This is a genomic window from Delftia deserti, assembly GCF_042653485.1.
Taxonomy (GTDB): domain Bacteria; phylum Pseudomonadota; class Gammaproteobacteria; order Burkholderiales; family Burkholderiaceae_C; genus Comamonas; species Comamonas acidovorans.
This window is the reverse complement of sequence record NZ_JBHSIH010000001.1, coordinates 5,946,319-5,961,006: the sequence shown is the minus strand read 5'-3', so window position 1 is coordinate 5,961,006 and position 14,688 is coordinate 5,946,319. Positions and strand designations below refer to the sequence as shown.

The following is a 14,688-nucleotide window of genomic DNA, read 5'->3' as shown; positions in this document are numbered from 1 at the left end:
AGCGGGTCAGGCACGGCTACCGCACTTGCATCAGAAGGAAAGATCATGAAAGAAGGCATCCACCCCAACTACCGCGAAGTTCTGTTCGTGGACCTGTCCAACGGCTTCAAGTTCGTGACCCGCTCCTGCGTGAACACGAAGGAAACCGACACCTTCGAAGGCAAGGACTACCCCCTGTTCAAGCTGGACACCTCGTCCGAGTCGCACCCCTTCTACACCGGCACGCAAAAGTCGGTGGACAACATGGGCGGCCGTGTGGAGCGCTTCCGCAACCGTTTCGGCAAGAAGTAAATCCTGCTTCTCCGGCCAGAAGGGCAGCACGGGCAACCGCGCTGCCCTTTTGTTTTTCGCAGTCCGGCCAATCCCCGCCGGCCAGTCATGTCCCACGCTTTTCGAGGCCCTTGCTTCGCGTATTCTTGCGCCCTCCGTTGCAGAAAGTCCTGTGAGTGAACCAGCCCACCCCTGCCATCGTTGCTCAAAGCGCCGTGCGCCGCCTGCCCCGCTGGTCGCTGTTGCTGCTGTGCCTGGCCTATGTCGTGCCCGGATATGTGGGGCGCAGCCCCTGGCGCATGGCCGACATGGAGGCCTTCGGCTACATGCGGGAGCTGGCCCTGGGCCATACCTCGTGGCTGGCACCGCGCATGGCGGGCCTGCTGCCCGAATCCGAGGGCCTGCTGTCGTACTGGCTCGGTGCGCTGGCCATGCAGGGAGCGCCTTCCTGGCTGCATCCGGAGATGGCGGCACGCCTGCCCTTCATCGCCATGCTGGTGCTCACGCTGACGGCCACCTGGTGGGGCGTGTACTACCTGGCGCGCACGCCGGGCGCGCGCCCCGTGGCCTTTGCCTTTGGCGGCGAGGCACAGCCCACCGACTACGCACGCGCCATGGCCGATGGCGGCCTGCTGGCCCTGGTGGCCTGCCTGGGCCTGGCCCAGCTTTCCCATGAGACCACCAGCTACATGACCCAGCTCGGCTGCGCGGCCCTGCTGTTCTTTGCCGCCGCAGCCATGCCCTACCACGGCCGCACCGCGATGCTGGCGCTGCTGCTGGGCCTGCCCGGCCTGGCGCTGAGCGGCGCGCCGACCGTGGCCACGCTGTTCGGCCTGGGCGGTGCGGCCATGGCGTTTTTCTCGCGTACCTGGGGTGACGAGCCCTCGCCCGCGCCGCGCGAGGCACGCATCTGGACCGCGCTGTGGCTGGGCGTCACGCTGCTGGCGGCTGCACTGTCCTTGTGGCTGGACCAATGGGCCTGGCGCCTTGTGGACAGCGGCACCGCCAAGGAGTGGCAAAGCCTGGTTCGGCTGCTGCTGTGGTTCAGCTGGCCGGCCTGGCCGCTGGCCATGTGGACCCTGTGGGTCTGGCGCCGCCAGATCGCCACGCCTCGCCGCTATCCCCATCTGGCGCTGCCGCTATGGTTTGCCATCATTCCGGTGATCGCCTCGCTGAGCACGCTGCCTGCGGACCGCGCCCTGCTGCTGGGCCTGCCCGCCATCGCCACGCTGGCAGCCTTTGCCCTGCCGACGCTGCGCCGCAGCATCAGCGCCTTGATCGACTGGTTCACCCTGCTGTTCTTCAGTGCTGCCGCCATTGCCATCTGGGTGATCTGGCTCTCGCTGCAGACCGGCATTCCCGCAAAGCCGGCCGCCAATGTGGCCAGGCTGGCCCCGCAGTTCACGCCCGAATTCTCGGTGTTCTCCTTCGCCGTGGCGGTTGCCGCCACCTTGGCCTGGTGCGTACTCGTCGCCTGGCGCACATCGCGCAACCGCGCCGCCATCTGGAAGAGCCTGGTGCTGCCGGCCAGCGGCGCCACGCTGGGCTGGCTGCTGCTGATGACGCTGTGGCTGCCGCTGCTGGACCATGCGCGCAGCTTCGAGCCGCAGATACGCCAGGTGCTGACCGAACTGCCCAGGGATGGCAGCTGCGTGCAAACCTATGGCCTGCCCCGCGCGCACATTGCGGCGCTGCGCTTTTACGGCGACATCGACACCCAACGCCTGAGCATGGCCGGCGCCGCCCGCTGCGACTGGATGGTGGCCGAGGAAGAAACCTGGCTGGATCCGCACAGTGCACGCCTGCAGGGCACCTGGGAAACCGTGGCCCGCGTGGTGCGCCCCACCGATCGCAAGGACTTCCTGCTGGTCTTGAAGCGCAGGCCCGAGGCAAGCCCCGCCCAGGCCAGGCCATGAGCCAGCCCGCGCGCGCACCACTGGGCACCGAACGGCGCACCATCGCCCAGCACGCGCTGACCGTGCTGGCGGGCCAGCTGGCGGTGATGGCCTTCGGCGTGACCGACACCATCGTGGCGGGCCGCTACGCCGAAGAGGCGCTGGCAGCGCTGTCCGTGGGCTCGGCCATCTTCGTGAGCGTCTATGTCTCGCTGATGGGCATCTTCCAGGCCCTGCTGCCGCTGTGGGCCGAACATCGCGGCGCCGGACAGCCGCAGGCCATAGGCCGCACGCTGCGCCAGGCCATGTACATGCTGCTGGCCGCCTGCGCCCTGGGCATGGGCGTGCTGCTGTTTCCCGATGCGCTGCTGCGCTGGGCCGATGTGCCGCCACCGCTGCAGGTGGAGGTGCGGGCCTATCTATCGGTGCTGGCCTGGAGCCTTCCGGCCGCCTTGCTGTTTCGCATCTACAGCACGCTGAACCAGGCGCTGGGCCACCCCCTGCTGGTGACCTGGCTGCAGCTGCTGTCGCTGCTGCTGAAAATCCCCCTGTCGATCTGGCTGGCCTTTGGCGGCGCCGGCCTGCCTGCGCTGGGCGCCGAGGGCTGTGCCTGGGCCACGCTGGTGGTGAACTACGCCATGGTTGCCCTCGCATTCGTGCTGATGCGCAGCCAGGGCCTGTATGCGCCCTTGGCGCTGTGGCGGCGCATGGAGCCCCCGGACTGGCCGCAACTGGTGCAGTTCGCTCGACTGGGCGTTCCAGCAGGGCTGGCAATTTTGGTGGAGGTGACCTCGTTCACGCTGATGGCCTTGTTCGTGGCGCGCCAGGGCACGCTGGCCTCGGCCAGCCACCAGATTGCTGCCAATCTTGCGGCGCTGTGCTACATGGTGCCCCTGTCGCTGGCGATTGCCACCAGCGCGCGGATCAGCTACTGGCGCGGCGCGGGGGACGAGGCCATGGCGCGCCGCCTTGTCACCATGGGCTGGCGGCTTGCGGCAACGGGTGGACTGGTGCTGGCCTCGGCACTGTTCCTGTCCCGCGAGGGCCTGGCCCGCATCTACAGCAGCAACCCCGAGGTGGTGGCCACTACCGCCAGCCTGCTGGCCTGGGTGGCTGCCTACCATGTGGCCGACGCCGTGCAGACCTTCTGCCTCTTCGTGCTGCGCTGCTACCGCATCACCGTGGCGCCGCTGGTCATCTACTGCCTGCTGCTGTGGGGCGGCGGACTGGCCGGCGGATACTGGCTGGCCTACGGCACGGACAGCGCCCTGCCCGCCTGGCTGCACCATGGCACGCCCGCCCCGTTCTGGGCCAGCAGTGCCTGTGCGCTGCTGGTGACGGCCCTGGTGTTCAGCACCATCGTGCGCAAAGCCACAAGCCGCTGAACGGCCTTGGCCGTTCACACGGGGCCACCCCTATGCTGCGCGGCTTTCGCGGGCCTCGCCGACTTCGCGCGTGCCTGGGGCCGCAACGCGGACACGGCTGGCCGGAAAGGTCACGGAAAATTCCGACCCCTGGCCCGGCGCGCTGGTGATGCCCAGCTTGGCGCCATGGCGCTGCAGCACGTGCTTGACGATGGCCAGGCCCAGGCCCGTGCCGCCGGTGTCGCGCGAACGGCTGCGGTCCACACGGTAAAAGCGTTCTGTCAGGCGTGCCAGGTGCTTGGGTTCGATGCCAGGCCCGGAGTCGTGCACGGCAAAGCGTGCCGATCCATCAGGCAAGGTCTCCCAGGCCACCTCGATGCGCCCGCCTGCCGGCGTGTAGCGCATGGCGTTGGCCAGCAGGTTGGAGAAAGCGCTTTGCAGCTCGGCGCTGGCGCCGGCCACCTCACCGGCCTGCGCCAGCACCTCGGCCGACGGAAAGCTCAGCGCATGCGGCAGGGATTGCTTGCGCGTGAGCATGGAAGACAGGCCGCGCGCCTCGTTCTCGCAGCGCTGCATCAGCTGGGCCACGGGCACCCATTCGTTGCTGCTGGGCAAGGGGCTGCCCTCCAGGCGCGACAGCGCCAGCAGGTCTTCCACCAGATGCTGCATGCGCTCGGCCTGCTGGGCCATCAGTCCCAGGTAGCGGTTGCGCTCCTCGGGCTCCAGCGGCAGGTTCTGCAGCGTCTCCACAAAGCCCACGAGCACGGTCAGCGGCGTGCGGATTTCATGCGAGACATTGGCCACGAAGTCGCGGCGCATGGCCTCGGCCTGCTCCACAGCGGTGACATCGCGCGCCAGCAGCAGCTTGCGCCCTTCGCCATAGCCATACAGCTGTACCGACAGCTTGACGGGCCGCGAGGCCGTGCTTTCGCGGCCCTGCATGACCAGGTCGCGTGAGAAGTCCTGGGTGGCGAAATAGGCGCTGAACTCGGGGTCGCGCACCAGGTTGCCAATGCTTTGCAGCAGGTCGCGTTCGGCATCGAAGCCGAACTGCCGCGCCGCGATCTGGTTGCACCATTCGATGCGCCCATCGGCGTCCAGCAGGACCACGCCATTGGGGCTGGCCTGCAGGGCCGAAAGAATGTCGTTGAGGCGCTGATCGCCCTGCTGCACCTGCTGCACGCTCTGGCGCAGCCACCGGCGCATGCGCACGCTGGCCTCGCCCCAGATGCCGCTGAGTTCGGGCGCCTCCCGCAGCTCGGACTGGCGCAGCCAGGACAGCAGGCGCATGGCATTCCAGCTGTCCACCAGCCACCAGATCCAGCCCGCGCACAGCGCCCCCGTCAGGGCCGCCACGGCCTGGGCGGCCATGCCGGGGCTGGAGGCGGACATGACGCCCCAGAGCCACCAGCCCAGCAATGCGCCCGCGATCTGGGACGCCAACAAGCGAAAACCTCGCCAACCCATACTTGCGCCTTCTTTGCGTTGTATTCGCTGCCCTGGGCAGCGGCGCCCTGGCATGGCCCGCGAAGGCCATGCGTGGATTCATGCGGAAAAAACGACCTCAGGCCAGCGCCTGCGCGCTGAGCCGGTAGCCGGCGCCGCGTACCGTCTCGATCAATGCACCGGCCATGCCCAGCGCCTCGCGCAGCCGCTTGACGTGCACGTCCACCGTGCGCTCCTCGATGAAGACGTGATCGCCCCAGACCTTGTCCAGCAACTGGGCACGGCTGTGCACGCGCTCGGGGTGCTTCATCAGGTAGTGCAGCAGCTTGAACTCGGTGGGCCCCACCTTGATCATGTCGCCCTGCCAGCTCACGCGGTGCGCGGCGGCATCGAGCACCAGCTCGCCGATATTGACCTTGTCCTGAATCTGCTCGGGCGCACGGCGCCGCAGCACGGCACGGATGCGCGCGAGCAGCTCCTGGGTCGAGAAGGGCTTGGTGATGTAGTCATCGGCGCCCGCATCGAGCCCCGCCACCTTGTCGGGTTCATCGCCGCGCGCCGTGAGCATCAGAATGGGCACGGCCTTGGTGCGGCTGTCCGCGCGCCATTTGCGCGCCAGGGACAGGCCGCTGGCGCCGGGCAGCATCCAGTCAAGCAGGATCACGTCGGGCAGCACGGCATCGAGCTCGCGCTGCGCCGTCACGCCGTCCTCGGCCCAGACCGGCTGGAAGCCGTTGTGCCGCAGGTTGACAGCGATCAGCTCCGCGATGGCGGGCTCGTCCTCGACGATGAGGACCATGGGCATCTTCTTCATCCGTTGTTCGCCTCCGGCACTTACAGCACTGCCGACTCGATGGCATCCATGGTCTGGTGACGGACATCCTTGCCCTCCACCAGATAGATGATCAGCTCGGCCACATTCTTGGAATGGTCGCCGATGCGCTCGATCGCCTTGGCCAGGAACAGCAGGTCCAGGCTGGCCGAGATGGTGCGCGGGTCTTCCATCATGTAGGTGATGAGCTTGCGCACGAAGCCGTCGAACTCCTGGTCGATCAGATCATCTTCCTTGAGGATGGCCACGGCAGCCTTGGTATCCAGGCGAGCAAAGGCGTCCAGCGTCTTGCGCAGCAGGCCCGAGGCCATCTCGGCCGCCGTGCGCAGGTCGCCCGTGGGCAGGGAGCGCGCAGCACCGCTTTCGATGATGGACTTGACCATGCGCGCCATCTTGTGCGCTTCGTCACCCATGCGCTCCAGATTGGCCGTGGCCTTGGAGAAGGCGATCAGCAGGCGCAGGTCGCGCGCCGTGGGCTGGCGCCGGGCGATGATGGACGAGAGTTCGTGGTCGATCTCCACTTCCATGGCGTTGACGCGCTTTTCCGCGGCATCGACCTGCTCCACGGCCTCGATGCTGAAGCGCGACAGCGCATAGACCGCCTGGCGGATCTGGGACTCGACCAGACCGCCGAGCTCCATGACGCGCGCAGAGACGCGGTTGAGTTCGCTGTCGAACTGGCTGGAAAGGTGTTTTTCGTTCATCGATTGCTCCTGCTCAGCCGAAGCGGCCTGTGATGTAGTCTTCCGTTTCCTTGCGCTGGGGCTTGAAGAACATCTGTTCGGTGTCTCCGAATTCCACCAGGTCGCCCAGGTACATGTAGGCCGTGTAGTCGCTGCAGCGCGCTGCCTGCTGCATGTTGTGCGTCACGATGACGACGGTGTAGTCGTTCTTCAGCTCGGCAATCAGCTCCTCGATCTTGGCCGTGGAGATCGGGTCCAGGGCCGAGCAGGGCTCGTCGAGCAACAGTACTTCAGGCTTGATGGCAATGCCGCGTGCAATGCACAGGCGCTGCTGCTGGCCGCCGGACAGGCCCGAGCCGCTTTGCTGCAGCTTGTCCTTGACCTCGCCCCACAGCGCGGCCTTGCGCAGCGCCCATTCGACACGGTCGTCCATGTCGGACGAGCTCAGGTTCTCGAACAGCTTCACGCCGAAGGCAATGTTGTCGTAGATGGACATGGGAAACGGCGTGGGCTTCTGGAAGACCATGCCCACCTTGGCGCGGATCAGCGCCACGTCCTGCTTGCTGGTCAGCAGGTTCTCGCCGTCCAGCATGATCTGGCCTTCGGCGCGCTGCTCCGGGTACAGCTCGAACATGCGGTTGAAGGTACGCAGCAGCGTGGACTTGCCGCAGCCCGAAGGACCGATGAAGGCCGTGACCTTCTTTTCGGGGATGTCCAGGTTGATGCCCTTCAAGGCGTGGAACTTGCCGTAGTAGAAGTTCAGGTCGCGAACCGTCAGCTTGGAGGAGTTCAGCGCGGTGGAAGAGGTCGCAGTCATTGCGTGATCCTTGTCCTTGTTGATTGCTTGTTGCTGCATTACTTCTGGCGGGTCAGGAACCGCGCCAGGATATTGAGGCCGAGCACCGCCACGGTGATCAGGAACACGCCGGCCCAGGCCAGCTGCTGCCAATTCTCGTAGGGGCTCATCGCGAACTTGAAGATCGTCACCGGCAGGCTGGCCATGGGCTTGGACAGGTCGGCATTCCAGAACTGGTTGTTCAGCGCCGTGAACAGCAGCGGAGCGGTTTCCCCGGCAATGCGGGCCACGGCCAGCAGCACGCCGGTGATCACGCCGGCACGCGCTGCACGCAGCGTCACCATGATGATGACCTTCCACTTGGGCGTGCCCAGCGCGTAGGCGGCTTCGCGCAGGCTGGCGGGCACCAGCACCAGCATGTTCTCGGTGGTGCGGATGACCACCGGAATCACGATCAGCGCCAGCGCCACCACGCCGGCATAGCCGGAAAAGCTCTTGAAGCGCGCCACGACCACGGTGTAGACGAACAGGCCGATCACGATGGAAGGCGCCGACAGCAGGATGTCGTTGACGAAGCGCGTGGTATTGGCAAGCCAGCCGCGCGCATCGTATTCGGCCAGGTAGACACCGGCCATCACGCCGATGGGCGTGCCGACGAAGGTGGCCAGCGCCACCATGATCAGCGAGCCGAAGATGGCATTGGCAATGCCGCCCGCCTCGTTGGGCGGAGGCGTCATTTCGCTGAACAGCGCCAGGCTCAGGCCGCCTATGCCCAGCGTGATGGTTTCCCACAGGATCCAGATCAGCCAGAACACGCCGAAGGCCATGGCCGCCAGCGACAGGGTCAGCGCGACCTGGTTCACGCGCTTGCGCTTGGCGTATTTGGCCTGGCGCACGCGCGTCAGCTCGGCGGCATTGATCATCTTGGTGGAGGTGCTGCTCACGAGCGGGCTCCTTCATTCTTCTGCAGACGGTTGAGCAGCACCTTGGAGCAGGCCAGCACCACGAAGGTGATGAAGAACAGCACCAGGCCCAGATAGATCAGCGAAGCCTGGTGCAGGCCTTCGCCCGCTTCGGCAAACTCGTTGGCCAGCGCCGAGGTGATGCTGTTGGCAGCCTCGAAGACCGACAGCGAGTTGAGCTGGTTCATGTTGCCGATCACGAAGGTGACGGCCATGGTCTCGCCCAGCGCACGGCCCAGACCCAGCATCACGCCACCGAGCACGCCGGTCTTGGTGTAGGGCAGCACGACCTTCCAGACCACTTCCCAGGTCGTGGAGCCCAGGCCGTAGGCCGACTCCTTGAGCAGGGCCGGCGTGACCTCGAACACGTCGCGCATCACCGAGGCGATGAAGGGGATGATCATGATGGCCAGGATGATGCCGGCCGACAGGATGCCGATGCCCACGGGAGGGCCGGACACGAAGGCTTCCAGATAAGGGACGCCCTGAAACAGCTTTTGCAGCGGCTGCTGCACATAGGTGGAGAGCACGGGACCGAAGACCATCAGCCCCCACATGCCGTAGACGATGGAAGGCACGGCGGCCAGCAGCTCGACGGCGGTGCCCAGCGGGCGCTTGAGCCAGGCCGGCGACAGCTCGGTGAGGAACAGGGCGATGCCAAAGCTCACGGGCACCGCAATCAGCAACGCGATGGCCGAAGTGGCCAGCGTGCCGTAAATCATGACCAGGCCGCCGAATTCGTTGCGAACGGGGTCCCAGACACTGCGGCCCAGGAAACTCAGGCCGTATTCATAGATGGCGGGCCAGGCACCGACCAGCAGCGAGGCCAGGATGGCCAGCAGCAGGCCCAGCGTCAGCAGCGCGGCCAGACGCGCGAGAGCGCCAAACAAGCGATCCGCCACGCGCCCCGAGAGCATCGGGGGGCGTAGCGGAGAAGGGGTGCGTCGCTGGGAAGCCTGTGCAGAGGCGGCCAGCGAGTTCGAGGGCGACGTTGTGGACACGTGAGGCGCCTTTATTCGCGGTTTGTGGGGAGATCAGGGGGGCCATGATGCACCTGCCGGCGGTGCGCCAAGGCCCCTTTTCAGGGTTTACTTCAGGGAGATCGCGGTGCCCGAGGTGTCCTTGACTTGACCCCAGGATTGGAAGATCACGTTCTTGACGGCGTCAGGCATGGGCACGTAGTCCAGGTCGGCGGCGGTCTTGTCGCCGGACTTGTAGGCCCACTCGAAGAACTTCAGCGAGGCAGCGGCCTGTGCGGGCTTGTCCTGGGCCTTGTGCATGATGATGAACGTGGCCGAGGTGATGGGCCATGCATCCTTGCCGGGCTGGTTGGTCAGGATCTGGTAGAAGCTCTTGGCCCAGTCGGCACCGGCGGCAGCGGCCTTGAAGGTGGCGTCGTCGGGCGACACGAAGGCGCCGCCAGCGGTCTGCAGCTGCGTGTAAGTCAGCTTGTTTTGCTTGACATAGGCGTACTCGACGTAGCCGATGGAGTTGGGCAGGCGGCCCACGAAGGCGGCCACGCCTTCATTGCCCTTGCCACCGGCACCCGTGGGCCAGTTCACGGCCTTGCCTTCGCCAACCTTTTCCTTCCACTCGGCATTGACCTTGGACAGGTAGTTCGTGAAGCCGAAGGTGGTGCCCGAGCCGTCAGCACGGCGCACGGGAGCGATGGTGGCGTCAGGCAGGGCCACGCCGGGGTTCAGGGCCTTGATGGCCTCGTCGCTCCACTTGGTGATCTTGCCCAGGTAGATGTCGCCCAGCACCTGGCCGGTCAGCTTGAGCTGGCCGGGCTGGATGCCCTTGATGTTGACCACGGGCACGATGCCGCCGATCACGGTGGGGAATTGCACCAGGCCCTTCTTGGCCAGTTCGTCGTCCTTGAGCGGCTCGTCCGAGGCACCGAAGTCCACGGTCTTGGCTTCGATCTGCTTGATGCCTGCGCTGGAGCCCACGGACTGGTAGTTGATCTTCACGCCGGTGGCCTTGTGGTAATCGGCGGCCCACTTCGAGTACAGCGGCGCAGGGAAGCTGGCGCCGGCGCCGGTGGCTTCCTGCTGGGCCAGGGCCTGCCCCATGCCGCCCGCAGACAGAGCACCAGCCACCAGAATGTGAATCACAGACAACTTCATGTACAGACCTCTTAGGGGTTGAAAGATGCGATGGCTGGACTGTAAGAAGGCTTTGTGACATTGATATGACATGAAGAAAAGGCGTCACAAATACCGGGCCATGCCCTGTAAGACCGAGGTCATCGCGGTGTCACAATTCCGTCTTAGTCTTGTGCCTCGCACGAGCTGGCACCAGACAAGCGCAGCCCTGCCACCCGGCACCGCTGCGCATTCCTGCTCGACGAATCTTGATTGGCGTTTCTCCCATGGCACCAGAATCCCTGCTCGCCGCCGTTGACCTCGGATCCAACAGCTTTCGCCTAGAAATAGGCCGCGTCGGCAGCCACCAGCGCATAGAGCGCGTGGAATATCTCAAGGAGACCGTACGCCAGGGCAATGGGCTCAACGAGCACCATGAGCTGACCGACGAGGCCATGCAACGCGGCTGGGACTGCCTGGCGCGCTTTGGCGAGCGCCTGGCCGGCTTTCCTGCCGACCAGGTCCGTGCCGTGGCCACGCAAACCCTGCGGGAGGCCCGCAACCGCGATGTCTTCATCGCACGCGGCAGCGCCCTGCTGGGCTTTCCCATCGAGGTCATCTCGGGCGAGGAAGAAGCCAGGCTGATCTATCGCGGCGTCTCCAGCCTGTTGCCGCCCTCGCAGCAGCGGCGCCTGGTGGTGGACATCGGCGGCCGCTCGACCGAAGTCATCATCGGCCAGCACGGCGAGGCGCGCCAGGTGGCCTCCTACCCCATAGGCAGCGTCGCCTGGAGCACGCAGTTCTTTGGCGAAGGCACGCTGTCGCGCGCACATTTCTCGGCCGCCATCAAGGCCGCACAGGCGGCCCTCACCCAGACCGTCTCGGCCTACCCGGCCACTGCATGGGACTGCGCCTATGCCTCGTCGGGCACGGCCAACGCCGTAGGCGACATCCTGGCTGCCAACGGGTACTCCGGCGGGCTGATCACGCCCGACAGCCTGCGCTGGCTGCATGAGCAGTTGATGGAAGCCGGCCATGTGGACCGCATCCGGCTGGCCGGACTCAAGGAAGACCGCCGCGCCGTCATCGCCGGAGGCCTGAGCATCCTGATTGCGGCCCTGGGCCTGCTGGGCATCACCGAACTGGAAGTCGCCCAGGGCGCGCTGCGCCAGGGCGTTTTGCACGACCTGCTGGAGCACGAGCCCCCCGCCGACCGCGAGGCAGCCGAAATTGCCGCGCTGCAGCAGGACTTCGGCATTGACGCCCCGCATGCGCTGCGCGTGCGCAAGGTGGCACGCTGGGCCTGGCAATCGCTGCAGGCACAACAGCCGTCCGATGTCCTGTCCACGCATGCACTGGACACGGCCGCCAGCCTGCACGAGATCGGCATGCGCATCTCCCTGAGCGCCTACCACCGGCACGGCGCCTACATCACCGAGCACTGCGGTGCCGCGACATGGCCTGTGGAGCTGCGCGCGCGCATCACCCAGCTCGTGCTCGGCCACCAGGGCAAGCTGCGCAAGCTCGACGCAGCCATCGAGGACCAGGCCGTGGCCTGGCCCTTGCTGGCACTGCGGCTGGCCGTGCAGCTGTGCCATGCCCGGCGTGACCCCGATCTGCAGGGCATGCGCCTGCACCGCTCGGACAGCGTCTTTCACCTGACCGCGCCGGAAGGCTGGGCCAGAAGCTACCCCCAGTCCGCACAGTTGCTGCGCACCGAGGCCGTGGCCTGGCAAAAGACGCCCTGGACCTTGCAACTGCATCTGCACTGAGCACGCCCCCTCTTCGGCGGCAAGGCAAAAGGCCCCGCCAGCGAATCTGCTGGCAGGGCCTTTTGCTTGCGCCTGGCTGGCGCAGGGGCAGCAGTGACGCAGTTCAGACCTGGGGCCCGTAGCGCTCCATCAGGGCGCGCTGCGCACCCAGGCCCGTGGTCGGATAGGGTGCACGCTGGTAGGCACCATTGGCCTCCAGGGTCCAGGCATCGCGGTTGTCGTACAGGCTGGCGACCAGACATTCATCTATCACCTGCTGGCGCAGCACGGGGTCGCGCACGGGCCAGGCCAGCTCCACCCGGCGCATCATGTTGCGGTTCATCCAGTCGGCGCTGGACAGCAGCAGTTCCTGCTGCTTGCCCCAGGCAAAGTAGAAGACGCGCGAGTGCTCCAGGAAACGGCCGATGATGGAGCGCACGCGGATGTTGTCCGTCCAGCCCTTGCGCTGCGGCGGCAGCATGCAGGCGCTGCGCACGATGAGATCGATGCGCGCGCCCTGCTGGCCGGCACGCACCAGGGCCTGCATGAGCAGCTCGTCCGTCAGCGCATTCATCTTGAGCACGATGCGCGCCTCTTCGCCGCGCTGCGCCGCCTCGCCCACCTGGGCGATCAACGCCAGCATGCGATCGTGCAGCTGGAACGGTGCAATCACCAGCTGGCGCAGCTTGGGCAAACGGTTGTGGCTGGACAGGTGGCTGAACACGGCATCCATGTCCGCCGTGATCTGCGCATCACAGGTCAACTGGCTGATGTCCGTGTACAGGCGCGCCGTGCGCACGTTGTAGTTGCCGGTGGACAGGTGGCCGTAGCGCTTGAGCTGTCCGCTGCGCTTTTCGCGCCGCGTGATCAGCAGCATCTTGGCGTGCGTCTTCAGGCCCAGCACGCCGTACACCACCTGGGCGCCCAGCGCCTCCAGCTTCTCGGCGGAGTTGATGTTGGCCTCTTCGTCAAAGCGGGCCTTGAGCTCCAGCACAGCCAGCACCTCCTTGCCGCGGCGCACCGCCTCGGCCAGCAACTGCATGATTTCGGAGTCGGACCCGGTGCGGTAGATGGTCTGCTTGATGGCCAGCACCTCGGGGTCGTTGACGGCCTCGCGCAGCAGCTCCAGCACGCCGTCGAAGCTCTCGAAAGGCTGGTGGATCAGCACGTCACGCTTGCGGATCTGGGCCATCACCGAGCGGCCCGGCTGCAGCTGGCGCGGCCATGCCGGCCGCCACGGCGGGAACAGCAGCGCGGGGTCATCGACCAGATCGACCAGCTGCGACTGGCGCACCAGGTTCACGGGCCCCTTGACGCGGAAAAGTGCCTCGGTCGGCAGGCCGAACTGGCCCAGCAGCAGGTCGGACAACATGGGCGAGCAGGCAAAGGACACCTCCAGCCGCACGGCCTGGCCGTAGTGGCGGTGGTGCAGCCCCTGGCGCAACGCCATGCGCAGGTCGCTGACGTCGTCCTCGTCCACCGCCAGGTCCGAATGGCGGGTGACACGGAATTGCGCGAACTCCGCCACCTCACGCCCCGGGAACAGCTCGACCAGATGGGCACGCACGATGCTGGAGATGCTCACGAACAGGCGCTGCTTGCCCGCGATCTTCTCCGGCAGGCGCACCAGGCGCGGCAAGGCGCGCGGGACCTTGACGATCGCCACCTCGTTGGCGCGACCAAAGGCATCGACACCCTTGAGGCGCACGATGAAATTCAGCGCCTTGTTGGCCACCTGGGGAAATGGATGGGATGGGTCCAGGCCCACGGGCATGAGCAGGGGCTGGACTTCACGCAGAAAATACTCGCGCACCCATTTGCGCTGGGCGCTGCTGCGCTCGCCATGGGAGACCACGCGTATGCCCTGCCCCGCAAAAGCAGGAATCAGCGACTGGTTGTACAGCGTGTACTGGCGCAATACCAGCTCATGCGCCTTGTCCATCAGCGAGCGAAAGCTCTGCAGCGTATACAGGCCCTTGGTGTCGCCGGCCTTGGCCGCCGTCACATGGGGGGCGCAGCGCACCTCGAACCACTCGTCGAGATTGGACGAGACGATGCACAGGTAGCGCAGCCGCTCCAGCAGCGGCACATCCTCGCGCACAGCCCAGTCCAGCACGCGCTCGTTGAACGCCAGGATGCAATGGTCGCGGTCCAGAAACTGTTGTTGCTGTTGCTGTTGCTGCACTTCACCGCTTTCGGCTGTGGCGTACGGGCCAGTGTATGCCGCGGCGGCCAGCCCCGCAGCAGAGACCGGGGCAGACGCTGGCGTCGCCTGGCCCCGCAATTGCAGCAGGGCGGTGGAAAGGCTTTCGGCCAGGGGCATCATCGGGACATTCAAGGGTGCAGAGACGGGTATGGGCGCTGTCTCGCGGGCCATGCCCAGCGAGGCGGGCCCGGCCGGCATGGTGCGCAGCCCCTGTTCATGTTCTGGTTCGGCAGGCGCGGCAGAGGCGCTGGCGGGAATCGGCGTGAATGTCTGGGGCATGGAGGCGGGGGCCCGGCCTTTGCCGGACCCGTTAATCACCCCGTGGACCGGGGATTCGGGCAGTCTGCCCCGGGTTTGTGACACGTTCATGACACAAATCCCGTCCATGCATGACAC

12 protein-coding genes are annotated in these 14,688 nt (G+C 66.3%); 4 read left to right on the top strand and 8 right to left on the bottom strand.

What is annotated here, in order from left to right; all coding sequences use genetic code 11:
• Nucleotides 1–45: 45 nt before the first annotated feature.
• From ACFPFG_RS28170 to ACFPFG_RS28160, 3 genes are all read left to right on the top strand, one after another.
• Nucleotides 46–291, top strand: coding sequence for a type B 50S ribosomal protein L31 (locus ACFPFG_RS28170; RefSeq protein WP_013801474.1), 246 nt, complete (start codon nt 46–48; stop codon nt 289–291).
• A 155-nt stretch (nt 292–446) separates the two neighbouring features.
• Nucleotides 447–2,186 (top strand): hypothetical protein, encoded by a 1,740-nt coding sequence (locus ACFPFG_RS28165; RefSeq protein WP_380109227.1) that lies wholly within the window; start codon nt 447–449, stop codon nt 2,184–2,186.
• Nucleotides 2,183–3,550, top strand: a complete 1,368-nt coding sequence (locus ACFPFG_RS28160; RefSeq protein WP_380109225.1) for an MATE family efflux transporter — start codon at nt 2,183–2,185, stop codon at nt 3,548–3,550. The genes ACFPFG_RS28165 and ACFPFG_RS28160 overlap by 4 nt, the downstream gene beginning before the upstream one ends.
• A 30-nt stretch (nt 3,551–3,580) precedes the next feature.
• On the opposite strand, the gene phoR is transcribed toward ACFPFG_RS28160, so the two are convergent.
• From phoR to pstS, 7 genes are all read right to left on the bottom strand, one after another.
• Nucleotides 3,581–4,975 (bottom strand): phosphate regulon sensor histidine kinase PhoR, encoded by a 1,395-nt coding sequence (gene phoR / locus ACFPFG_RS28155; RefSeq protein WP_183021534.1) that lies wholly within the window; start codon nt 4,973–4,975, stop codon nt 3,581–3,583.
• Nucleotides 4,976–5,093: 118 nt separating this feature from the next.
• Nucleotides 5,094–5,789 (bottom strand): phosphate regulon transcriptional regulator PhoB, encoded by a 696-nt coding sequence (gene phoB / locus ACFPFG_RS28150; protein WP_012206712.1) that lies wholly within the window; start codon nt 5,787–5,789, stop codon nt 5,094–5,096.
• Nucleotides 5,790–5,809: 20 nt separating this feature from the next.
• On the bottom strand, nt 5,810–6,511 hold the full coding sequence (phoU, locus tag ACFPFG_RS28145) for a phosphate signaling complex protein PhoU (protein WP_012206713.1): 702 nt from the start codon (nt 6,509–6,511) through the stop codon (nt 5,810–5,812).
• Between the two features lie 13 nt (nt 6,512–6,524).
• Entirely contained in the window at nt 6,525–7,307 is a 783-nt protein-coding gene (gene pstB / locus ACFPFG_RS28140) for a phosphate ABC transporter ATP-binding protein PstB (RefSeq protein WP_012206714.1), read from the bottom strand.
• 38 nt (nt 7,308–7,345) lie between these two features.
• Entirely contained in the window at nt 7,346–8,209 is an 864-nt protein-coding gene (gene pstA / locus ACFPFG_RS28135; protein WP_183021633.1) for a phosphate ABC transporter permease PstA, read from the bottom strand.
• A gap of 17 nt (nt 8,210–8,226) precedes the next feature.
• Entirely contained in the window at nt 8,227–9,165 is a 939-nt protein-coding gene (gene pstC / locus ACFPFG_RS28130) for a phosphate ABC transporter permease subunit PstC (RefSeq protein ID WP_016447461.1), read from the bottom strand.
• Nucleotides 9,166–9,336: 171 nt separating this feature from the next.
• Nucleotides 9,337–10,377, bottom strand: coding sequence for a phosphate ABC transporter substrate-binding protein PstS (gene pstS / locus ACFPFG_RS28125; protein WP_183021535.1), 1,041 nt, complete (start codon nt 10,375–10,377; stop codon nt 9,337–9,339).
• A gap of 245 nt (nt 10,378–10,622) precedes the next feature.
• Here pstS and ACFPFG_RS28120 point away from each other — a divergent pair, with 245 nt between their 5' ends.
• Nucleotides 10,623–12,107 (top strand): Ppx/GppA phosphatase family protein, encoded by a 1,485-nt coding sequence (locus tag ACFPFG_RS28120; protein ID WP_380109221.1) that lies wholly within the window; start codon nt 10,623–10,625, stop codon nt 12,105–12,107.
• A gap of 103 nt (nt 12,108–12,210) precedes the next feature.
• On the opposite strand, the gene ppk1 is transcribed toward ACFPFG_RS28120, so the two are convergent.
• Nucleotides 12,211–14,661, bottom strand: a complete 2,451-nt coding sequence (gene ppk1, locus ACFPFG_RS28115; protein ID WP_380109219.1) for a polyphosphate kinase 1 — start codon at nt 14,659–14,661, stop codon at nt 12,211–12,213.
• Nucleotides 14,662–14,688 lie beyond the last annotated feature (27 nt).